General features: G+C 71.6%; 20 protein-coding genes and 1 pseudogene. 12 read left to right on the top strand and 9 right to left on the bottom strand.

The window, feature by feature from the left end:
• Positions 1-7: 7 nt before the first annotated feature.
• Positions 8-469 (bottom strand): hypothetical protein, encoded by a 462-nt coding sequence (locus ACIHAA_RS26135; RefSeq protein ID WP_399821211.1) that lies wholly within the window; start codon positions 467-469, stop codon positions 8-10.
• On the bottom strand, positions 460-1248 hold the full coding sequence (locus ACIHAA_RS26130) for an ATP-binding protein (protein WP_399821210.1): 789 nt from the start codon (positions 1246-1248) through the stop codon (positions 460-462). Before ACIHAA_RS26130 ends, ACIHAA_RS26135 begins: the two co-directional genes overlap by 10 nt.
• A 436-nt stretch (positions 1249-1684) precedes the next feature.
• Between ACIHAA_RS26130 and ACIHAA_RS26125 the strand changes: the two genes are divergently transcribed.
• The 3 genes from ACIHAA_RS26125 (at position 1685) to ACIHAA_RS26115 (ending at position 3715) form a co-directional block, all read left to right on the top strand.
• Positions 1685-2545: a helix-turn-helix domain-containing protein gene (locus ACIHAA_RS26125; protein ID WP_399821207.1), complete on the top strand. Its 861-nt coding sequence runs from the start codon at positions 1685-1687 to the stop codon at positions 2543-2545.
• The gene (locus ACIHAA_RS26120) at positions 2546-2800 is read left to right on the top strand and encodes a DUF397 domain-containing protein (RefSeq protein WP_399821205.1); all 255 of its coding nucleotides are present in this window, start codon (positions 2546-2548) and stop codon (positions 2798-2800) included. It begins immediately after the preceding gene.
• Between the two features lie 99 nt (positions 2801-2899).
• The gene (locus ACIHAA_RS26115) at positions 2900-3715 is read left to right on the top strand and encodes an SAM-dependent methyltransferase (RefSeq protein WP_399821204.1); all 816 of its coding nucleotides are present in this window, start codon (positions 2900-2902) and stop codon (positions 3713-3715) included.
• A 60-nt stretch (positions 3716-3775) separates the two neighbouring features.
• Here the strand turns inward: ACIHAA_RS26115 and ACIHAA_RS26110 are convergent, their stop codons facing one another.
• A complete protein-coding gene (locus ACIHAA_RS26110; protein WP_399821202.1) occupies positions 3776-5266 on the bottom strand; it encodes a glutamate synthase subunit beta in 1491 nt (496 codons plus the stop codon).
• 268 nt (positions 5267-5534) lie between these two features.
• Positions 5535-6224: a DUF2293 domain-containing protein gene (locus tag ACIHAA_RS26105; RefSeq protein WP_399821200.1), complete on the bottom strand. Its 690-nt coding sequence runs from the start codon at positions 6222-6224 to the stop codon at positions 5535-5537.
• 123 nt (positions 6225-6347) lie between these two features.
• Here ACIHAA_RS26105 and ACIHAA_RS26100 point away from each other — a divergent pair, with 123 nt between their 5' ends.
• Positions 6348-6989 carry a uridine kinase gene (locus tag ACIHAA_RS26100; RefSeq protein ID WP_399821198.1) on the top strand — a complete coding sequence of 214 codons (642 nt, stop codon included), beginning with the start codon at positions 6348-6350 and terminating at the stop codon, positions 6987-6989.
• A gap of 153 nt (positions 6990-7142) precedes the next feature.
• A complete protein-coding gene (locus ACIHAA_RS26095; RefSeq protein WP_399821196.1) occupies positions 7143-7571 on the top strand; it encodes a CBS domain-containing protein in 429 nt (142 codons plus the stop codon).
• A 116-nt stretch (positions 7572-7687) separates the two neighbouring features.
• Here ACIHAA_RS26095 and ACIHAA_RS26090 read toward each other — a convergent pair.
• Positions 7688-8206, bottom strand: a pseudogene (locus tag ACIHAA_RS26090) (hypothetical protein); the annotation flags it as partial.
• A gap of 203 nt (positions 8207-8409) precedes the next feature.
• Here ACIHAA_RS26090 and ACIHAA_RS26085 point away from each other — a divergent pair.
• On the top strand, positions 8410-9204 hold the full coding sequence (locus ACIHAA_RS26085; protein ID WP_399821194.1) for a methyltransferase domain-containing protein: 795 nt from the start codon (positions 8410-8412) through the stop codon (positions 9202-9204).
• 207 nt (positions 9205-9411) lie between these two features.
• Here ACIHAA_RS26085 and ACIHAA_RS26080 read toward each other — a convergent pair whose 3' ends face one another.
• From ACIHAA_RS26080 to ACIHAA_RS26065, 4 genes are all read right to left on the bottom strand, one after another.
• Complete coding sequence (locus tag ACIHAA_RS26080) at positions 9412-10317, bottom strand: carbohydrate kinase family protein (protein WP_399821192.1); 906 nt, start codon at positions 10315-10317, stop codon at positions 9412-9414.
• Complete coding sequence (locus tag ACIHAA_RS26075; RefSeq protein ID WP_399821190.1) at positions 10314-11219, bottom strand: pseudouridine-5'-phosphate glycosidase; 906 nt, start codon at positions 11217-11219, stop codon at positions 10314-10316. The genes ACIHAA_RS26080 and ACIHAA_RS26075 overlap by 4 nt, the downstream gene beginning before the upstream one ends.
• Before the next feature lie 97 nt (positions 11220-11316).
• Entirely contained in the window at positions 11317-11871 is a 555-nt protein-coding gene (locus ACIHAA_RS26070; protein ID WP_399821189.1) for a methylated-DNA--[protein]-cysteine S-methyltransferase, read from the bottom strand.
• Positions 11872-12012: 141 nt separating this feature from the next.
• On the bottom strand, positions 12013-12885 hold the full coding sequence (locus ACIHAA_RS26065; protein WP_399821187.1) for a glycerophosphodiester phosphodiesterase: 873 nt from the start codon (positions 12883-12885) through the stop codon (positions 12013-12015).
• A gap of 278 nt (positions 12886-13163) precedes the next feature.
• Between ACIHAA_RS26065 and ACIHAA_RS26060 the strand changes: the two genes are divergently transcribed.
• The 6 genes from ACIHAA_RS26060 to ACIHAA_RS26035 all read left to right on the top strand — a co-directional run bounded on the left by ACIHAA_RS26060 (position 13164) and on the right by ACIHAA_RS26035 (position 21637).
• On the top strand, positions 13164-14030 hold the full coding sequence (locus ACIHAA_RS26060; RefSeq protein ID WP_399821185.1) for an MHYT domain-containing protein: 867 nt from the start codon (positions 13164-13166) through the stop codon (positions 14028-14030).
• 40 nt (positions 14031-14070) lie between these two features.
• Positions 14071-16209, top strand: a complete 2139-nt coding sequence (gene uvrB / locus ACIHAA_RS26055) for an excinuclease ABC subunit UvrB (RefSeq protein ID WP_399821183.1) — start codon at positions 14071-14073, stop codon at positions 16207-16209.
• A gap of 182 nt (positions 16210-16391) precedes the next feature.
• Positions 16392-16970 carry a TerD family protein gene (locus ACIHAA_RS26050; protein WP_399821182.1) on the top strand — a complete coding sequence of 193 codons (579 nt, stop codon included), beginning with the start codon at positions 16392-16394 and terminating at the stop codon, positions 16968-16970.
• A gap of 44 nt (positions 16971-17014) precedes the next feature.
• On the top strand, positions 17015-19054 hold the full coding sequence (locus ACIHAA_RS26045) for a TerD family protein (RefSeq protein ID WP_399821180.1): 2040 nt from the start codon (positions 17015-17017) through the stop codon (positions 19052-19054).
• Between the two features lie 285 nt (positions 19055-19339).
• On the top strand, positions 19340-20320 hold the full coding sequence (locus ACIHAA_RS26040) for a TerC/Alx family metal homeostasis membrane protein (RefSeq protein WP_399821178.1): 981 nt from the start codon (positions 19340-19342) through the stop codon (positions 20318-20320).
• A 216-nt stretch (positions 20321-20536) separates the two neighbouring features.
• Complete coding sequence (locus tag ACIHAA_RS26035) at positions 20537-21637, top strand: calcium:proton antiporter (protein WP_399821176.1); 1101 nt, start codon at positions 20537-20539, stop codon at positions 21635-21637.
• Positions 21638-21647: the final 10 nt, after the last annotated feature.

Genomic DNA, 21647 nt, shown 5'->3' with positions numbered 1-21647 from the left:
GTTCCGCTCAGGCGCTGAGCGGACGCCTCCAGGCCGGCGCCGTGCCGGTGAGGTGGCACAGGGCCAGATACAGCGGGATGGGCGGGGTGTACGGCACGCTGTGGTCCGGCCGGTGGACGAGCCCCGGGCCGTCCGACGCCCTGGGCAGCAGCGCCCCCCTGCGGTAGTGCGCGGGCGCGGGCCAGTGCAGCGCGACATCGGAGTCCGACGGCACGATCCACCACCAGCGGTCCCGGTCGGCGTAGACGCAGCCCACCTTCGGCAGCCGGGGCAGCAGCAGCGGACCGTAGAAGGCGGGCACGGTCACCGCGTCGCAGCCCTGCGCAACCGTCATGTCCGCGGGCAGGGCGATTCTCCCGGGCGGCCCCTCGGACGACTGCCGCGCCCGCCCGAGACGGACCAGTGAGTCCAGGGACACCACCTGCGCGGCTCCCTGTCCTACGGCTCCGGAGCCGCCCTTCACACCCACGCGTTCCCCGTCCCCCGGGACGCCTCCGCCCCGGAACCCCGGCCCTCGGGCGGGGGGCGTCTGGCGCCCCAGCCCAGATCGGACCGTGCCTCGTCGTCCGTCGGCGGCTTCTTGGCACCCCAGCCGAGATCGGACCGCACCGCCGTGTCCGTGCCCGAACACCTGTCCGCGCCCGGCCCGGAACTCCTGTCCGTCCCCGACCTCGTACTCCTGTCCGTGCCTGTTCCCGTACTCGCGTCCGGACCCGGACATGTGCCCGTGTTCTCGACGTCCCGGGACCTGTCGCCGGAACACGACAGGTCCCGGGACGGCCGCTGCGGGCGGGGCGGCACACCGGACGCCGAGGGATCGGCGTTCCGTGCCAGCTCCGCCCAGACCAGCAGCCCGGGCCCGGCCTCCTGGGCTCCCCAGGCCCGGCACAGCGCCGCGACGAGAAGCAATCCCCTCCCGTGCTCCTCGTCGGGACGCTGTGGACCGGAGTGCGGCTCGCCCGGTGCGCATCCCTCGTCCTGCACGGCTATGCGCACCAGGTCGCCGCTGTCGTGCAGTTCGCACACGACATGCTCGCCCGCGGTGTGCACGATCGCGTTGGTGACGAGTTCGGAGACCACCAGGGCCGCGGTGTCGCAGGTGTCCTCGCACACCGCCCAGCGGGACAGCCGTGCCCGCGCCAGCTGCCGGGCCCGTGCGACGGAGCCCGGGTGGGCGGCCAGCTCGAACCGGAAGCGGCGCTCGGCATACGCGCCGGGACGCGGTGCCGAGGCACTGCCCGGGCCCAAGCGGCCTGTGGCGGTGTCTGTTCCTAACGGCGCGGACGGAATCACGCCTGCCACTATCGCCGTGACGTGAACACTTGGCAAGGGTCACTCTGAAAAATGCAGAGTGCAGTGTGACTTGGTGAAGGTCCATGGCACACTGCTCGCAACGACCCGCGAAGCGGCGTCAGTTGAGATCCGGTCACTGTCGGTCGAATCCGGAACCCAAAACGGCCGAAACATCGATCGACCGGCAGGTGCGGATCGGCCAGCAGGTACGGATCGACCGGCAGGTACGGACCGACCCGGTCGGGCGGAGTGGACCGGCCGGAGCGAAGCCGGAAGCGGGTTGGCGGCGGAAGCGCCGAAGCTCGCCTCGGACGGCCCCGAAGAATCCGGAACGGTGCCGTCGGGTCCGCCGGAGGCCATCCGGAGTACACCACGACGGGAGGGACGCGAGGTGAGCGAGCCGCGGTCGGCGCCGACGGTCGGTCAGGTCGTGCTCGGTCGACGCCTGCTGGACCTGCGGGAACGCGCGGGTCTCAAGCGGGAGGAGGCCGCCCGCGTGCTGCGTGTGGCACCTGCCACCATCCGCCGCATGGAAATGGCCGAAGTCGGCCTGAAGATCCCCTACCTCCAGCTCCTGCTGAAGGCGTACGGCGTGAGCGACGAAGAAGCCGACCTCTTCGTCCAGCTCGCCGAGGACGCCAACAGACCCGGCTGGTGGCAGCGGTTCCACGACATCCTGCCCGGCTGGTTCTCGATGTACGTCAGCCTGGAGGGCGCCGCCTCGCTCATACGCCAGTACGAACCGCACTTCGTGCCCGGCATCATGCAGACCGAGGAGTACGCCCAGGGCGTCCTGAGATCCGGGGCCGTCGGACAGACCAGTCCCGCGGACATCGAACGCCATGTCGCCCTGCGCATGCAGCGCCAGGCACTGCTCACCCGCGAGGACGCGCCCCGGATCTGGGTCGTCCTGGAAGAGACCGCGCTGCGCCGGCCCGTGGCCGGACCCGACGTCATGCGCGCCCAGATCGACAAGCTGCTGGACATCGCCCAACTGCCGCACGTGACGGTGCAGGTGCTCGAGTTCTCCTCGGGCCCGCACCCCGGTACCTACGGCCCCTTCGTCCTGTTCCGATTTGCCATGTCAGAACTGCCGGACATGGTCTACAGCGAGTACCTGACCGGCGCCGTCTACCTCGACGGGCGCGCGGAGGTGGCAACCCACCTCGAAGTCATGGACCGCATGGCGGCCCAGGCCGCCACGGCACAACGCACGAAGGAGATCCTCGAGGATCTCCGCAAGGAGCTGTGAATGGACGGCATCACGCCGAGCGAAGGCGTCTACAACGGCATGCCCGCCCGTGACCTCGGCACCGAGGGCTGGCACAAGCCGTGGAGCGGCGGCAACGGCGGCAACTGCCTGGAGGCGATGAAGCTCGCCGACGGCCGGATCGCCGTCCGCCAGTCCACCGACCCGGACGGCCCCGCGCTGATCTACACCACCGACGAGATGACCGCCTTCATCGAGGGAGCCAAGGCGGGCGTGGCCGATTTCCTGCTCTCGTGACCCGTAGTCCGCACACGCGGTTGCCCACCTGCCCCACAGCCCCCATGCTCGATTGCTCAGCTGACCACTGACCCATCCATGGAATTACGGAGTTCCCTCATGACCGGGCAGAACCCCGCGCAGGACGCCGTCGTCATCGACACGAGCAGGCCGCACCCGGCGCGGATGTACGACTGGTACCTCGGAGGCAAGGACAACTACCCCGTCGACGAGGAACTGGGCCGCCAGATGCTCGCCCTGGAGCCGAGAGTGCCGGTGATGGCGCGGGTCAACCGCGCCTTCATGCACCGCGCCACGCGCTTCCTCGCCCACCGGGGCGTACGGCAGTTCCTGGACATCGGCACGGGCATCCCGACCGAACCCAACCTGCACCAGGTCGCACAGGAGATCGCGCCGGACACACGCGTCGTCTACTGCGACAACGACCCCATCGTGCTCGCACACGCGGCCGCCCTGCTGCGCAGCACACCCGCCGGGGCGACCGAGTACCTCCAGGCGGATGTGCGCGACCCGGACGCCATCATCGAGGGCGCCCGGGAGATCCTGGACTTCGACCGGCCCATCGCCCTGTCCCTCGTGGCGCTGCTGCACTTCGTCACCGACGAGGACGGCGCCCACGAGCTGGTCGGCCGACTCCTGTCCGAACTGCCCTCCGGCAGCCATCTGATGATGACCCACGCCACCGCCGACTTCACCCCGCACGAGTCGGCGGTGGCCGTGGAGAGGCTCAGGACCGCCGGAGTCACCCTCGCGCTCCGCTCCCGGGAGGAGTTCGCCCGCTTCTTCGACGGACTGGACCTCGTCGAACCCGGCGTGGAGATCGTCCACCAATGGCATCCGGAACTGGGCGAGCCGGTGCCCGGACAGGACGACGGCGTCATTCCCGGCTACGGTGCGGTGGCCCGCAAACCGTAAGCTCCCGAGCCGCTCCGCCACCGCCTCCCGAGCCGTGAGCCGCGCCTCGCATCTCGCGCGCTACGCCGTCATCGGGCGGTCGTACGGCCCGATCGGCGCGGGCAGATGCGACACACCGCCGGTCAGCCGCCGGTCCACCGCCGCCGCGACGGACCGCCCCTCGGCGATCGCCCACACGATCAGCGACTGCCCCCGCGCGGTGTCCCCGGCGGCATACACGCCGGGGACGTTCGTCGCGAAGTCCTCGTCCCGAGCGATGGTCCCGCGGGCGTTGAGCGCGATCCCGAGCTGATCGACCAGCCCGTCCCCGCGGTCGGGACCCGAGAACCCCAGCGCGATCAGCACCAGGTCGGCGGGCAGCGTCCGCCCGGTGCCCGGCACCGGCTGCCGCCGTTCGTCCACCTCCACCAGGTGCAGCGCGCGAACATGCCCCTCGGCGTCACCCGTGAAGCGCAGCGTGGACGCCGCGAACAGCCGGGCGTCCGCGTCCGCGGCGGGCGCCGTCCGCAGATCGCGCGCCTCCTCGTGCGCGGCCGACAGCCGGTAGATCTTCGGATACGTCGGCCAGGGCTCGATCTCCTCGTCCCGGCCCGACTCCGGCTGGGGATAGATGTCGAGCTGGGTCACGGACGCCGCCCCCTCCCGTACCGCCGTACCCAGGCAGTCCGCTCCCGTGTCCCCGCCGCCCACGATCACCACATGCTTGCCCGCCGCCGACAGCGGGGAGACATCGAGATCCCCCTCGCACACCCGGTCGGCCAGCGGCAGATACTGCATCGCCTGATGGATTCCGGTCAGCTCCCGCCCGGGCACATCCAGTTCACGCCACGCCGTGGCACCGGTCGCGAGCACCACCGCGTCATAGCGCGCCCGCAACTCGGCGGCCCCGATGTCCCGGCCTATGGTCGTCGACGCACGGAACTTCGTCCCCTCCGCCCGCATCTGCTCCAGACGCCGGTCGAGATGCCGCCGCTCCATCTTGAACGCCGGTATCCCGTACCGCATCAGCCCCCCGATCCGGTCCGCGCGCTCGTACACCGCCACCGTGTGCCCGGCCCGGGTCAGCTGCTGGGCCGCCGCGAGCCCCGCCGGACCCGACCCGACGACCGCCACCGTCCGCCCCGACAACCGCTCCGGCGGACACGGCGGTGCGAAACCCTCCTCCCAGGCCCGGTCGGCGATCGCGACCTCCACGTTCTTGATGGTGACCGCGGGCTGATTGATGGCCAGCACACAGCCCGCCTCGCACGGCGCCGGGCACAACCGGCCGGTGAACTCCGGAAAGTTGTTCGTCGCGTGCAGCCGGTCGGCAGCGGCACGCCAGTCCTCGCGCGAGACCAGGCCGTTCCACTCGGGGATCAGATTCCCGAGCGGACAGGCCTGATGGCAGAACGGGATCCCGCAGTCCATGCACCGGTTCGCCTGACGGCTGATGATCGGCAGCAGCGCCCCCGGAACGTACACCTCGTTCCAGTCCCGCACCCGCTCCTCCACGGGCCTGCGGGGCCACTCCTCCCGGGGAGTGCTCATAAAGCCTCTGGGATCGGCCATGGCCGTCCCCCTTGCGCACATACACATACACGGGACCGTTTCGTGCCACGATACGACTGCCTCCGTCCGCCCGCCCCGCGATCATGCCCGGCGCCCACGTCCCCGTCCGCATGTTCACCACGGGTGACGGTCTCTGCGAAGACCGTGACCAGGCGTAGCGACGGATGTGGGGCCAACGGCCCGTCCGGAGGCTTCGGGCGTTCCGTCCCTGCCGCGGCCGCCCGGCCGGAAAGGCCGCCCGACCGCCCAGCGCCCCCCTACGCCCCGCTCACGCCACCTCCCGCAGTCGCCACTCCCGCAGCGTTGCTTCCACGCGCTCCGCGATGCGCCGGCGTGCCTCGGGCCGTGGCACTCCCTGCATCAGCAGCTGGTCGTACGGCGTCTCCAGGTGCCGCACCGATGCCCGTACCGCGGCCGTCACCGCGTCGGGCGACAGCGCCCGTCCCGCCGCGCTCCGGCCGACCCGTCCGCTGCCGCGCACCGAGGCGTGGGCCGCCACCGCCTCGGCGCGCGCGGCCGGGCAGCCGGGAAACAGGCGCCGTATCTCCTGTGCGAAGGCCTCGGTGAACCGCCGGTCCTCGGCCGCCCGCCGTTGCGCGTCACGTGCCCGGCGTCTGCGGCGGGCCTCCGCGTCCGCGAGGCAGCGTTCCTCGGCGAACGCGAGCGCCGCCTCCTCGACGAGCAGCCCCTGCCGCTCGTAGCGGCCGCGGCGGCGGTTGAACCGCACCACGACCGCCGAGAGCGCACTGGCCTCCCGTGACCGCCGGGTCAGCGCCGTGTCGCCGCGCGGCAGGAAAACGAGATGCCCGAGGTCGGCACAGTCCAGGCAGCGGGGCTTCCCCTCCTCCAGCACCAGCAGGGCCAGGGGCCCGCCGCGGCACGCGGCACAGCGGCGCCGCTTGACCGGCTGGAAGACGACAAGCCCGCCACCGGGTGGGGGAGTTGCGCTCGGCGCCATACCCGGCTCATTCCCCGCCCGGCCGCTCGACGACACCGCCCGGGCGCCCAGGGAGCCGCCCTCCGGCGGGGTGGCCGCCGGTGCGCCGGGCGAGGCGCGGTCGCACCCCGGTGGCGCGGCATCATGGGCTCTGTGCGACTCGAAGCGATCACCTGGGAGCGGCTCGGCGACCTGCTCGCCGACCGGCTGCTCGACCTGAGGCCCGCCGACGGCAGCTCCTGGCCGCGCATCGCCTTCGACGGAGCCCCGGCCGCGCGCCCGGGCGACCTCGCCCGGCGGGTGTCCGACGCGCTGCGGACCCGCGGCCGCCCCTCTCTGGTCGTCGGGGCGGAGGGCTTTCTGCGCCCCGCGTCCCTCCGTCTGGAACACGGCCACCGGGACCCGGACTCCTACTACGACGGATGGCTCGACACCGGTGCCCTGTGGCGCGAGGTCTTCGGGCCACTCGAACCCGGCGCCGACGGCCGGGTCCTGCCCGATCTCCGGGACCCCTCCACCGACCGCGCCACCCGCAGCCCCTATGTCCACCTTCCGCCCGGCGGCGTGCTGTTGCTCCACGGTCCCCTCCTCCTCCGGCACTGGTTCCCCTTCGACCTGACCGTCCATGTGCGTCTGTCGGCCGGTGCCCTCCGCCGCCGCACCCCCGAGTCCGAGCACTGGACCCTTCCCGCCTTCGAGCGCTACGAGGCGGAGACCGACCCCGCCTCCTCCGCCGACGTCCTGATCCGCGCGGACGACCCCCGCCACCCCGCCTGGAACGGCTGACCAGCGGCCCGAACACCCCGGCCGTCTGCCCGGCCGCCCCGCCCGGGCCGCGCCTCCGGGTGCGCCGCCGCGCGGGCACGGCAAGAATGAAGGGCGTCGGGACCTGCGGTGCGTCCCGTACCGCGCCGGCCGTCCGGCAACGGGAGGTACTCCATGACCACCGCCGGAGACATCATGCACCGTGGTGCCCAGTGGATCCCCGCGCATGAAACCCTGGACCGCGCCGCCCAGCTGATGCGTGAACTCAACGTCGGTGCGCTGCCCATCAGCGACGAGAGCGAACGGCTCTGCGGCATCCTCACCGACCGCGACATCGTGATCGGCTGCGTGGCCATGGGACACGACCCCGCACGGATCACCGCGGGCGAGATGGCCAAGGGCACACCGCGCTGGATCGACGCGAACGCCGACATCAGCGAAGTCCTCCAGGAGATGGAGGGCCACCAGATCCGCCGACTGCCCGTCATCGACAACAAGCGGCTCGTCGGCATGATCAGCGAAGCCGACCTGGCCGGTCATCTGACGGAAGGCCAGATGGTCGAGTGGGTCGAGAACGTCTACGCGAAGAGCGGGGCCCACTGACCCTGGCCACCGGCACTGACCCTGGCGATGCCGAGGCGGGGCACGCTCACCCGGACCGCTGACGGGGCTTCACAGCCAGCCGTTGCGTTGAAGCCCCGGTACAGGACGAGGCAGGCGGCGGCCATCTGCTCGATGGCGCGCAGCAGATGGTCGGAGGCGTCCCTGAAGTACGCCTGTATCTCCGGATCGATCACCCGGCTCGGCCTGGTGGCCAGCTCCTGCACGGGACGGTCCAGTGGTGCCACCGCCCTTTTCGGCTCCAGGAGTTCACGCTTGAGCTGGTAGATGCGGCCGGGGTCCAGCGGCGCGCCGTTCTCGGCGAACACATCCGTCTCGACCTGGTCGATGTCCCCCTGCACCGCGTCCGTGACGCTGCTCCGGACGGGCCTCCAGCTCCTCGCGCAGCGGCCCCAGCGAGCCGTGCCGTCCGTGCCGCACCGTGATGACGAAGGCGGGACCGATGAACACCATGATCTCGCCGGTGCCCACCACCTCGCTCGCCGCGAGCCCAGCGGTGACCGGGCCGGGTGGCTCAGATCGACGCGCATCCGAGGCCGCGCCAGTCGCGCCACCCTGCGGAGGCCACCGGCCCTGCGGAGGCCCGTGGTCTTCCGCAGATTCCCTGCCAGGGACATCTGGATCTCCTTGCGTGGATCTCCTCGCGCCGCATTCCGCGCCTTCCCGAGTCAGTCTGCCAGTGGGCGCCGATCGCCGGAAAAGCCTGTGGATAAGTCGAGTTGCCCTGGTGAAGGCTCTGCGGGGGGACGCCGTCGGGCCGTGCCGATCGTGCGGAGCGTCGTCCGGTACGGCCGGGGTGCACTGCTGACATGATCGCCGTATGACGCCGAGCGACGGATATCTCCTCGACAACCAGCAGGCCGAGGCGGGTCGGCGCTTCGACGCGCTGTCCGCCCTCTTCGACCTCACGACCTTCCGCCATATCGAGGACCTCGGTATCGGACCCGGCTGGCGCTGCTGGGAGGTCGGGGCGGGCGGCACGTCCGTGGTCTCCTGGCTCGCCAAGAAGGTGGGGCCCACCGGCAGGGTCCTCGCCACCGACATCGACACCTCCTGGGCGGTGTCGGCCGCCCGGCCCCCCATCCAGATCCGCACCCACGACATCGGCACCGAAGAGCCACCGGCGGAGAAGTTCGACCTGGTGCATGCCCGGCTCGTGCTGGTCCATGTGCCGGACCGGGAAAGGGCGTTGCAATCCATGATCAAGGCCCTGCGCCCCGGCGGCAGGCTCCTGATCGAGGACGCCGACCCCGCGCTCCAGCCGCTCATCTGCCCGGACGAGTACGGCCCCGAGCAGCAACTCGCGAACCGTCTGCGCCAGGGCTTCCGCACCCTGCTCGCCGAACGCGGCGCCGATCTCTCCTACGGCCGACGGCTCCCGCGGCTGCTCCGCGAGGCGGGGCTTGCGCGGGTGGAGGCCGACGCGTACTTCCCGATCGCCTCGCCCGCCTGTTCGGCCCTGGAGGCCGCGACCGTCCGACAGGTCCGCGACCGGCTCGTCGCCGCCGGTCTCGCCACGGACGAGGAGATCGACCGCCATCTGTCCCATGTCGCGTCCGGCACGATGGACCTGGCCACTTCCCCGCTGATCTCGGCCTGGGGACGCAAGGAATAGGGGAAGCCGGTCCGGGGCCGCTCCCGCCGAAGATGCGGTCCGGACCGCCCGTCGAGGATGCGGCCCGGACCGCCCGTCGAGGACGCGGCCCCGGACCGCCCGCCGAGGATATGGCCCCGGACCGTCCGCCGAAGATGCGGCGGCCCCGGACCGTCCGCCGGGGACGCGGCCCCCGCCGCCCGACGACCTCGGCCCCACGCCGCCCGCCTACCCGGCCCCCGACGGAGGCCTGCCGCCCACCCCCTCCACCGCCATGGCTCCCGCCCGGCAGCCCTCAACCGCCGCCTCCTCCGGTGCCGCCCCCGCCAGCAGGGCCGCGAGGAAGGCCCCGGTGAAGGCATCGCCCGCCCCGGTCGTGTCCCGAGGGACAGCGGGGGCGGCGGGGACCCGGGCCAGGACCCTTCCCTCCGCGGCCACCAGTGCCCCATGGGCGCCCTGCTTGGCGACCACCAGGGGGACCTGGCGGCTCAACTTGGCGGCCGCGTCCGCCGGGTCGGGCAGTCCGGTCAGCAGACAGGCCTCGTCCCGGCTGGGGAGCAGCACATCGACGCCCTCGGCGAGCGCCAGGAACCGGCTCGCCCCCAGCTCGGTGAGGAACCCGGCCGACGCCGGGTCCAGACTCACCGCCACCCCGCGCGCCCGGGCCCCCGCCAGAGCCACCCCCACCAGTGCCCTGCTCCGCTCGGAGAACAGCAGATAGCCCGACAGATGCAGCCGTGCCACCCCGTCGAGCAGCCCGTCCGACCAGTCCGAGGGGCCCAGCCGCAGAGAGGCCCCGCTGTCCGTGAGGAAGGTCCGTTCCGCCGCGGCGCTCCCGTCCACCAGGCAGATGACCGTGCCGGTGGCCGCCTCGGCATCGACGACCAGGCGGGGCCGTACCCCCGCTCCTGTCAGTTGCCGTTCGTGCCAGGCCGCCGCATCCGCCCCGACCCGCCCGAGCAGCCGTACGTCCGGGCAGCCCCAATGAGCCGCCCAGCACGCCACGTTCGCTCCGGCACCGCCCGGGAGCGTCCGGATCGCGGCGGCCGTGTCCGTGCCCGGCGCCAGCGGACCGGTGTGCCGGGCGACGACGTCCGTGACGATGTCCCCGACGACGAGCAGTGCCCCGCTCACGCCCGCGCCCAAGCCGCCGCGATCTGCGCCGCGAGCTGCACATTGCCGCGCACCGCCGCCAGATTGGCGCTCAGCGAGGCTCCGCCGGTGTGCCGCACCAGATGGTCGAGCAGGAACGGTGTGACCGCCTGACCGCTGATCCCCTCGTCCTCGCACGCCTTGAGCGCGGCGGTCAGCACCCGGGCGTGGAGCTGCGGATCGAGCTGTTCCGCCGCCGCCACGGGCCGGGCGACGACCAGCGCCGAATCCGGCCCGCCGAGCGCGTCCTGCGCACCCATCACCCCCGCCACCTCCTCCGGTGACCGAAGGGCCCAGTCGACCGGATGCCCCGAGTCGGACAGATAGAAGCCCGGGAAGCGGTCGGTGCGGTATCCGGCCACCGCCACGCCCAGCGTCTCCAGACGCTGGAGCGTCGCCGGGACGTCCAGGATCGACTTCACCCCCGCGCACACCACGGTGATCCTCGTCCGGGCCAGCAGCCCCAGATCGGCCGACTCGTCCTGGGTGGCCGTCCACTGCCGGTGCACCCCGCCGAGGCCGCCCGTCGCGAAGACCCGTACCCCGGCGAGGGAGGCCAGCAGCGCCGTGGCGGACACCGTGGTCGCCCCGCTCACCCCCGCCGCGGCCGCGAACGGCAGATCGCGATGGCCCAGCTTGCGGATCCCCTCCTCGTTCGCGATCCGCTCGATCTGGTCCTTGTCCAGCCCGACCCGGGCCCGGCCGTCCACGACGGCGACGGTCGCGGGGACGGCGCCCTCCTGCCGTACGAGATCCTCCAGGTCCAGCGCGACCCGGAGATTGTCGGGACGGGGCAGTCCGTGCGCGATGATCGTCGACTCCAGGGCCACCACCGGACGGCGGGCGGCAAGGGCTTCCCGCACCTCTTCGGACACCACCAGCACGCGCGTGCCTCCTGTCTCTCGGTCTCCCCTCATCTCTGGCGGGCGCCGCCGCGAACCAAACGTCGCGAGGCGAGCGGGCGGAGCGAGGCGGAGCGCGTCAGAAGAGCGGCTCCGGGAGCACCCCCTCCAGGGCGAGCAGCTTCCGTTTGGTCTCCAGGCCGCCCCCGAATCCGCCGATGCCGCCGTCGCTCTCGACGACGCGGTGGCACGGCACGACCAGCGGCAGCGGATTGGCGCCCATCGCCGTGCCCACGGCCTGGGCCGCGCCCGGCTGTCCGACCCGGCCCGCGAGATCCCCGTAGCCCACCACGGTGCCGTAGGGCACACCGGAGGCCAGCGCGCGCAGCACCTGCCGGTTGAAACCGGTGATCAGGGACCAGTCCAGGGGCAGTTCGAAGTCGTGCAGTGCACCGGCGAAGTAGGCCGCCAGCTGGCGTGTCGCCTCGGCCAGCAGCGGGGAGCCGGGGTCCTCGACGGGCTCCGTGCCGAGCCGGGAGGCCAGCCGTGCCAGGGCCTGGTCGCGCACGGCCTCCGTCGCGTGGAACACCACGTTCACCAGGCCGTCGCGCGTGGCGGCCAGCAGCAGGGGCCCGATGTCCGTGTCGGTCACGGCCCACACCACCTGCTGCTCGTCCTGCACTTCAGCGTTCATGTGCCCACCGTACGACCGGGCACTGACAACGCCCCGCGATCCCGGACCGGCCCTCGCCCGCACCCCGGGGACGGCCGGACACGGAGGACGAGCGGGCGGGCGAGACGGACTCCTCACCCGCACCCCCGGGGACGGCCGGATTCAGCGGGCCGTGACGGCCGCGCGGACCACGTCGGGGACGTTGGTGATGATCCCGTCCACCCCGATACCGTCCAGCCGCCGGGCCTCGTCCGCGCTGTTGACGGTCCACGCGAACACCCTCATCGGCTTGTGGTGCGCCCCCTTGAGCGCGTGCACCGCGGCGACATAGCCCAGGGAGAGCCGGTCGTCGGCCGCGTCGATCTGATCGGTGAACCGGGCGTACGCCCCCAGTTCCGCCCTCCGTGGGGTGCCCAGGTACGCGGTCCTGACCGCAGGGCGCAGCTCATGGACCGTGCGCACACTGTCCGCGCTGAAGCTCTGCACGATCAGCCGGTTCCCCAGATGGCCGGAGTCGAGCCAGCCCTCCCGCTCCAGCAGTGCGAGGGTCTGGCGTTCGATGCCCAGATACAGCTCGGGGTTCTTGATCTCCAGGACCAGGCTCTGGTGGTTGCGCGACAGGCGCTCCATGTACTGCTTGAGCGTCGGCACCCGGACGCCCGCGTACCGGCGGCCGTACCAGCTTCCCGCGTCCAGGCGGGCGATCTCCCGGGCCGTGAAGTCCTTCACCCTCCAGGGTGCCCGGTGCGGGAACACCTTCTTGACGTCGGTGGTCCGGTCCAGGGTGGCGTCGTGGATCACGACGAGACGGCCGTCCCGGGTGCGCTGCACATCGTTCTCGACCCAGCCGAAGCCCAGGGCGGCCGCCCGGTCGACGGCGGCGAGCGTGTTCTCGGGCGCGTAGCCGGAGGCGCCGCGGTGGGCGACCACGACCAGGCGGTCACCGCCCGCGGCACCGGCGTGCGGGCTCGGCAGCATGGCGATGCCGAGGCCGAAGAACGCGATGGCAGTGGCGACTGCAACGCGCGCGTGCATGGGTACTCCTCGCGTCGACGATCACTTACAGCATCAGAGTGACTGCGGGGAGTCAAGGAAGCGGCGGTGCGGGGCGGACACGAAGTGGCGTGGGATGCCCTGAGGTGCGCACAACTGCCGCACAAGTGCGGCAGCGTCGTGCCTCTTTGCCGGAAAATCGTTCGGCCGCCGGTGGGCGAGTCATACTCTCTGCCACAGCCTCGGTCGTCGTCACGGCCTGGAGGATGGGGGCAATTCCGGATATCAGGGACGCATCAGGGTGAGGAGGGCCGCCGCGCATGCAAGGCACTGTCGACGGCTTCAGCTACGGACTTGTCACTCCGGTGGTGGCGTACCTCATGGCCTGCCTCGGCGGCGCGCTCGGACTGCGCTGCACCACGCGGTCGATGCTGGTGACCCAGTCCTGGCGGCCGGGGTGGCTCGCCCTGGGATCGGCCGCCATCGGGTCCGGCATCTGGACCATGCACTTCATCGCGATGATGGGCTTCACGGTCCACGAGACCCCCATCCACTACGACCGGGCGATCACCTTCGCGAGCCTCGCCGTCGCCATCGTCATGGTCGGAGTGGGTGTCTTCATCGTGGGCTACCGGGGTGCCACCGGGGTGGCGCTCTTCACCGGCGGCACGCTCACCGGCCTGGGCATCGCCTCGATGCACTACCTCGGCATGGCGGGAATGCGCCTCAACGGCATGCTGGAGTACAACACCCTCACCGTCGCCGCGTCCGTCGTCATCGCGGTTGTCGCGGCCACCGCCGCCCTGTGGGCCGCCGGACAGATCCGCGGCTTCCTCTGGAGCGTCGGAGCCAGCCTCGTCATGGGACTCGCGGTCACCGGCATGCACTACACGGGCATGGCCGCGCTCAGCGTCCATCTGCACGGCGGCGGGGGAATCCCGGGCGGCGAGACCCCCGCCGACCTGCTCGCCCCCATGATGATCGGCCCGCTCGCCTTCCTGTGCCTGGCCGGAGCCGTCGTGATCTTCGACCCGCTCATGATCATGGGCAAGCCCCACCGCACCCCGCCGGAACGCAAGCCCGGGATCCCGGCCCACCCCCCGGTCACCCACACCGGGCGGCACCCCGCCCCGCGCCCCCGGCGGCGCACCGCACAGCGGGCCCACCGGGCCCCGCAGAACCGCTGACCGTCCCCCGTTGTCAGTGCGGGGTCGTACGGTGGAGAACATGCGGCCCGTTACCCAGATCGATCGTTCGGTGGCGCCCTTCGAGGTCGTCAGCCCCTACCAGCCCAGCGGCGACCAGCCCACGGCCATCGCCGAGCTGGAAAAGCGCGTTCGCGCAGGTGAGAAAGATGTTGTCCTGCTGGGTGCTACCGGCACCGGAAAGTCCGCGACCACCGCGTGGATGATCGAGAAGCTCCAGCGCCCCACCCTGGTGATGGCCCCGAACAAGACGCTGGCCGCCCAGCTGGCCAACGAGTTCCGCGAGCTGCTGCCGAACAACGCGGTCGAGTACTTCGTCTCGTACTACGACTACTACCAGCCCGAGGCGTACGTTCCGCAGTCGGACACCTACATCGAGAAGGACTCCTCGATCAACGAGGAGGTGGAGCGGCTGCGCCACTCCGCGACCAACTCGCTGCTCACCCGCCGCGATGTCGTCGTGGTCGCCTCGGTCTCCTGCATCTACGGCCTGGGCACTCCCCAGGAGTACGTGGACCGCATGGTCAACCTCAAGGTGGGCGACGAGGTCGACCGCGACCAGCTGCTGCGGCGCTTCGTCGACATCCAGTACACGCGCAACGACATGGCGTTCGCCCGCGGCACCTTCCGGGTCCGCGGCGACACCATCGAGATCTTCCCGGTCTACGAGGAGCTGGCCGTCCGCATCGAGATGTTCGGCGACGAGATCGAGGCCCTCTCCACCCTCCATCCGCTGACCGGCGAGGTCATCAGCGACGACGAGCAGCTCTACGTCTTCCCCGCCTCCCACTACATCGCCGGACCCGAGCGCATGGAGCGGGCGGTCAACGGCATCGAGAAGGAGCTGGAGGAGCGCCTCGCCACGCTGGAGAAGCAGGGCAAGCTCCTGGAGGCCCAGCGGCTGCGCATGCGCACGACGTACGACATCGAGATGCTCCGCCAGATCGGCACCTGCTCCGGCGTGGAGAACTACTCGATGCACTTCGACGACCGCGAGCCCGGCTCACCGCCGAACACCCTGCTCGACTACTTCCCGGAGGACTTCCTGCTCGTCATCGACGAGTCCCATGTCACCGTGCCCCAGATCGGTGCCATGTACGAGGGCGACGCCTCCCGCAAGCGCACCCTGGTCGACCACGGTTTCCGCCTGCCCTCGGCCCTGGACAACCGGCCGCTGAAGTGGGAGGAGTTCCAGGAGCGCATCGGCCAGACCGTCTATCTCTCGGCGACCCCCGGACAGTACGAGCTGTCCCGCTCCGACGGCCAGGTCGAGCAGATCATCCGCCCCACCGGCCTGGTCGACCCGGAAGTCGTGGTCAAGCCCACCGAGGGCCAGATCGACGACCTGGTGCACGAGATCCGCAAGCGCACCGAGAAGGACGAGCGCGTCCTGGTCACCACGCTCACCAAGAAGATGGCCGAGGACCTCACCGACTACTTCCTGGAGATGGGCATCCAGGTGCGCTATCTGCACAGCGACGTGGACACCCTGCGCCGGGTGGAACTGCTGCGCGAGCTGCGCTCCGGCGAGTACGACGTCCTGGTCGGCATCAACCTCCTCAGGGAGGGCCTCGACCTGCCCGAGGTCTCCCTGGTGGCGATCCTCGACGCCGACAAGGAGGGCTTCCTGCGCTCCGGGACCTCGCTCATCCAGACCATCGGGCGTGCCGCGCGCAATGTGTCGGGACAGGTCCACATGTACGCCGACAAGATCACTCCCGCGATGGAGAAGGCCATCGACGAGACCAACCGCCGCCGGGAGAAGCAGGTCGCCTACAACAAGGCGAACGGCATCGACCCGCAGCCGCTGCGCAAGAAGATCAACGACATCGTGGCGCAGATCGCCCGGGAGGACGTGGACACCGAGCAGTTGCTCGGCAGCGGCTACCGCAAGACGAAGGACGGCAAGGGCGCCAAGGCCCCGGTGCCCGCCCTCGGGATGCAGACGGGGAAGGGGGCCAAGTCCGCCAAGGGCAAGGCCAAGGAGACGGTCCCGACCGACCGTCCGGCGGCCGAACTCGCCGGGCAGATCGAGGAGATGACGGAGCGGATGCGGGCGGCGGCCGCGGATCTCCGGTTCGAGATCGCGGCCCGGCTGCGCGACGAGGTCTCGGAGATGAAGAAGGAACTGCGCCAGATGAAGGAAGCGGGCCTGGCCTGACGGGCCGTCGGCCCGGGGCGGACCCCGGAAGCCGCGCGGTGTGTCGCAGGACCGAGCGGTGTGTTGCAAGACCGACACAATGCGCGACCCGGGGTTCGTCACTGTCAGTGCCGCTGCGTAGGGTTTCGACCATCCGCGGAGTCCGCGGCCAACTGGGGACTGGCTTGAGAGGGGAACGGCGCGTGACCGTCAATATGACCAAGGGGCAGGCCATCAGCCTGCAGAAGAACGACGGAGGCACGCTGACCGCGGTGCGCATGGGGCTCGGCTGGCAGGCCGCCCCCCGGCGCGGACTGTTCGGTTCCCGCACCCGGGAGATCGACCTGGACGCGTCCGCCGTGCTCTTCGCGGACAAGCAGCCCGTGGACGTGGTCTTCTTCCGTCACCTCGTGAGCGATGACGGATCCGTGCGGCACACGGGGGACAACCTCGTCGGCGGAGTGGGCCAGGGCGGCGACGACGAGTCGATCCTCGTCGACCTCCAGCGCATTCCGGTCCACATCGACCAGATCGTCTTCACCGTGAACTCGTTCACGGGCCAGACGTTCCAGGAGGTGCAGAACGCGTTCTGCCGTCTGGTCGACGAGACCAACGGCCAGGAGCTGGCCCGCTACACGCTGGCCGGCGGAGGCGCGTACACGGCGCAGATCATGGCGAAGGTGCACCGAGCGGGCCCGGGCTGGACCATGACGGCCCTGGGCACCCCGGCCAACGGCCGCACCTTCCAGGACCTGATGCCGGCGATCCTGCCGCACCTGTAGGCACCAGGCGCCGGGCACGCACAACGACACAGGGGGGCAGGGCGATGACCGCCGAGCTGGTCCGGGGGCAGAACCATCCGCTTCCGGCCGCCCGCCTCGACGTCCGGGTGTCGGCACCCGCACCGGTCGTGGCCGGGGCCACGCTCGCGGACGCGGAGGGCAGGCTGCCCGGCATCGAGTGGGTGGCCCATCCGGGCGCGCCCGCCCTGCCCGGCCTGGAGGTCTCCCGGCAGGCGGCGGCAGAGCATCGGCTGGCCTTCGACCTGGACGCGCTGCCGGAGAGCGTCCACCGGGTCGGCGTGCTGCTCGCCCTGCCCACGGGGACCGGCGGCCCGGCGCGGTTCGGCGGTCTGGCCGCGCCCGTCGCCACGGTCACAGGCCCCGACGGCACCGCGGTCGCCCGCTACACCATCAGCGGTCTGGACACGGAGTCCGCGCTCATCGCGCTGGAGTTCTACCGCAGACAGGGCGCCTGGAAGGTCCGCGCGGTCGGCCAGGGCTACGCGGGCGGACTGGCCGCCCTGCTCGCGGACCAGAACCTGCCCGGGGCCGAGCGCCTCGCGGCCGAAATCAACGAGACGGCGCTCCCGGGCCCGGCCCGCCCCTTCACCGCGCCACCGCCACCCCCGCGCCTGCCGGAAGAGGACCACACCCGGCGGATGGCCACTCCCCCGGCCGCCCAGGAGGCCCAGGGCTCTCCGCCGTCGTACGAGGATCCGCGGCTGGCCGACGGCCTCTCGGCTCCCCGGCAGGCCCCTGGCACCCTGCCCCCGTCGGGGGATCCGCCGGGCGAGCCCCGGCCGGGACCCCGCCAGGAGGAGGCAGCCGGCCCGACCGGATCCGTTTCCCGGCCGGCTTCCGGCGGTCCGGTCGGCCATGTGCACCCCGGTCGGCGGAGTGCGGCTCCACCGGCGCACGCGCCGACCGCGCCCCCGGACGCTTCGGGGCCGCCGACCGGGCCCTTCGCGGGCGACGCGACCGGCTGGTCCCCGGAAGAGCGGCTCCACAACCAGGTCTGGGGCATGTTCGAGGACCTGGCCCGCTCGGCCGCCGCCTATCGCGGTGCCGTCGACTTCGCGGACTCCCGACTGGACCGGGAGCTGGACCAGGTCCTGGCCGATCCGCGCCTGCGGCTCGGCGGCCAGGGCGACGCTGCCCGCGAGGCGGCCCGGGCCAGGCACACCCTGCTCGTCACCCGGGCCCGGGAAGCGTTCGACCGGGACCTCGCCCAGCTCGTCGCGGAGTCCGAGGTCGTCGAGCCCGCCCTGCCCACGGCCTTCGCGCGCTGGGACAACCCGGTCTGGCACGAGTACCGGGTGCCCACCCGCAGCCCCATGGCCGTACGCCTCGGCGATCTGCGCCTCCCCGAGAGCGGAGAGCTGCGCATCCCCCTGCTGGTGCCGCTGCCGCTGGAGCGCGGGCTGTGGATCGACAGCGGCCACTCCGGATCCCCCGACCCGCGCGCGGACCCGGAGGGACTGCGCCGCCTCGCCATGGAGACGGCGGTGGCGCACGCGGGACGCCTGCTGGCGGTGCACCCGCCCGACGCATTCGCGGTGGAGGTGATCGACCCGGCGGGTTCGGCCGCCGGACCGCTCGCCCCGCTGGTCCGGTCCGGACTGCTCGCCGCCCCGCCCGCCGTCGGCGCCGACGGCGTCACCGCGACGCTGACCCGGCTCACCCGGCGTATCGACCTGTTGCAGATGGCCGCGCGCGGCGGCGCCCCGGACGCCCTGCCACCGGATCTCGACACCGCCGGCCGACTGCTGATCGTCCATGACTTCCCGTACGGCTTCGACGACCGGGCCGTGACCCGACTGCGCCATCTCGCCGACGAGGGGCCGTCCGTCGGGGTGCAGCTGATGCTGGTCGCCGACCGGGAGGACGCCGCCGGTTTCGGTTCGCTGCTCGATCCGCTCTGGCGCTCGCTGCTGCGGCTCACCCCCGTTCCCGACGACCATCTCGCGGACCCCTGGGTCGGCCACGCATGGACCTACGAGCCGCCGCGGGTGCCCCGGGGCGGCGGCCTGTTCGCCCAAGTGCTCGGCCGGATCGCGGAGGCTCGCGGCCCCCGGAGTCACTGAAGTGCCCCACTCGCTCACCAAGAGTCGGCAAAGTGCCCCTGAGCTGCACACTTAGACTTATCTTTACTAATCCCTTTACCTTTCCTTGGTGATTGGGGTACTGTCTTTCCTACGGAGGGGAGTACTCCCTATCTGCTGCGGCGCACCCGTCGGTACGGATCAGGCCAGATCCCGGGGCGTCGGCCCGCAGGCACCGGGCGCACCATGCGCCGGGAGCTCCGCGGGTGGAAGAGACCTCCGGCAGCGACGACGCTGATAGATGCCGTGACGACTGCCGGAGGAGCAGTGACTGTATCCCCGACCCTGTGGGTCCTGACGATCGTGGGCCTCGCGGCCCTCATCGCGGTCGATTTCTTCATCGGCCGCAAACCGCACGATGTCTCGGTCAAGGAAGCCGGTATCTGGACAGTCGTCTGGATCGCCCTGGCCGGACTGTTCGGCCTCGGCCTGGCCCTCTTCGGTGGTGGCCAGCCTGCCGGAGAGTTCTTCGCGGGCTTCATCACCGAGAAGTCCCTGAGCGTCGACAACCTCTTCGTCTTCGTCCTGATCATGGCGAAGTTCGCCGTGCCCTCGCAGTACCAGCAGCGCGTGCTCCTGGTGGGTGTGCTCATAGCCCTGGTCCTGCGGGCAGCCTTCATCGCCGCGGGCGCCGCGATCCTCTCGTCCTTCTCCTGGGTGTTCTACCTGTTCGGCGCCTTCCTGATCTGGACCGCCTGGAAGCTGATCCAGGAGGCCCGGGCCGAGAACGACGACGAGGAGTACGAGGAGAACAAGCTGCTGAAGGCGGCCGAGCGCCGCTTCGGCGTGGCCGACCGCTATCACGGCACCAGGCTGTGGATCCAGGAGAACGGCAAGCGGATCATGACCCCGATGCTGGTCGTGATGCTCGCGATCGGCACCACCGACGTGCTGTTCGCCCTGGACTCCATCCCCGCCATCTTCGGCCTGACGCAGGACCCGTACATCGTGTTCACGGCCAACGCGTTCGCGCTGATGGGCCTGCGGCAGCTGTACTTCCTCATCGGGGGCCTGCTCAAGAAGCTGGTCCACCTCTCCTACGGCCTGTCGATCATCCTGGGCTTCATCGGAGTCAAGCTGGTGCTGCACGCGCTGCACGAGTCCGGTGTGCACGTCCCCGAGATCTCCATACCGGTCTCCCTGGGCGTGATCTGCGCGGTGCTGATCGTCACCACCATCACCAGCCTGATGGCCTCCAGAAAGCAGGAGGCGGCCGAGGCGGCGCGGAAGGACAGCGTCGGGGCGTGACGGTACGGAAGCGGACCGGGCGGCAGGCCGACGGGATGCGCGGCATACGGCCGCGCACCCCCGCGGCGGACTCGGCGCGGCCCGGCGGGGGCCCGGCGTGGAATGCGGACTCGGCGCGGAACGGCGCGGGCCCGACGTGGAAGGCGGACTCCGCGCGGCACGGTGGGCGTCCGGCCTGGAATGCGGGCCCCGCACGGGTCTGCGACGATCTTTAGCATGGTCGTCGGGCTCCGATCGCTTGTGACGCGGTGGACGGCCGTCGTGCCGGTCGTCGCGGTGGTCCTCCTGGCTCTCACCTGGGGCCGCGCGCTGCCCGGCGGGGTCGTCGCCCTGGTGACGGTGATCCTCGCCGGGTCCGTGCTGGCCGCGGTCCACCACGCGGAAGTGGTGGCGCACCGGGTGGGCGAGCCGTTCGGCTCGCTCGTCCTCGCCGTCGCGGTCACGGTCATCGAGGTCGCGCTCATCGTCACCCTCATGGCGGACGGCGGCGCCAAGAGCGCGACCCTGGCCCGCGACACGGTCTTCGCGGCCGTGATGATCACCTGCAACGGGATTGTCGGCGCGAGTCTGCTGACGGCGTCGCTGCGCCACCGGATCGCGGTCTTCAACCCCGAGGGAACCGGTGCCGCGCTGGCCACCGTCGCGACCCTGGCGACCCTCAGCCTGGTGCTCCCGACCTTCACCACGAGCAAGCCCGGACCGGAGTTCTCCACGGCCCAGCTCGCCTTCGCCGCGGTCGCCTCACTGATCCTGTACGGGTTGTTCGTGACCACCCAGACGGTGCGCCACCGGGACTACTTCCTCCCGATCACCCGGCAGGGAGAGGTGATCCACGCCGACGACCACGCCGACGCCCCGTCCGCCCGGGCCGCCGCGCTCAGCCTGGCCCTGCTCGCGCTCGCCCTGGTCGGAGTGGTCGGACTCGCCAAGGGCGTCTCGCCCACCATCGAGTCCGCGGTGGTGGCGGCGGGCATGCCGCAGTCCGTCGTCGGCGTGGTGATCGCGCTGCTGGTGCTGCTGCCCGAGACCATCGCCGCCCTGCGGTCGGCGCGCCGCGACCGGGTCCAGACGAGTCTCAACCTCGCTCTCGGCTCGGCGATGGCCAGCATCGGACTGACCATCCCCGCCGTCGCCCTCGCGTCCGTGTGGCTGACCGGCCCGCTGGTCCTCGGCCTCGGTCCGCTGCACATGGTGCTGCTGGCCCTGACGGTGGTGGTGAGCTCGCTGACCGTGGTGCCCGGGCGTGCCACACCGCTTCAGGGCGGAGTCCATCTGGTGCTGTTCGCGGCGTATCTGGAGCTGGCGGTCACCCCGTAGGCGCGCGGGA

Origin of the sequence: Streptomyces sp. NPDC052040 (assembly GCF_044548405.1) — a bacterium.
GTDB lineage: Bacteria > Actinomycetota > Actinomycetes > Streptomycetales > Streptomycetaceae > Streptomyces.
This window is presented reverse-complemented; position numbering and strand designations above follow the sequence as displayed.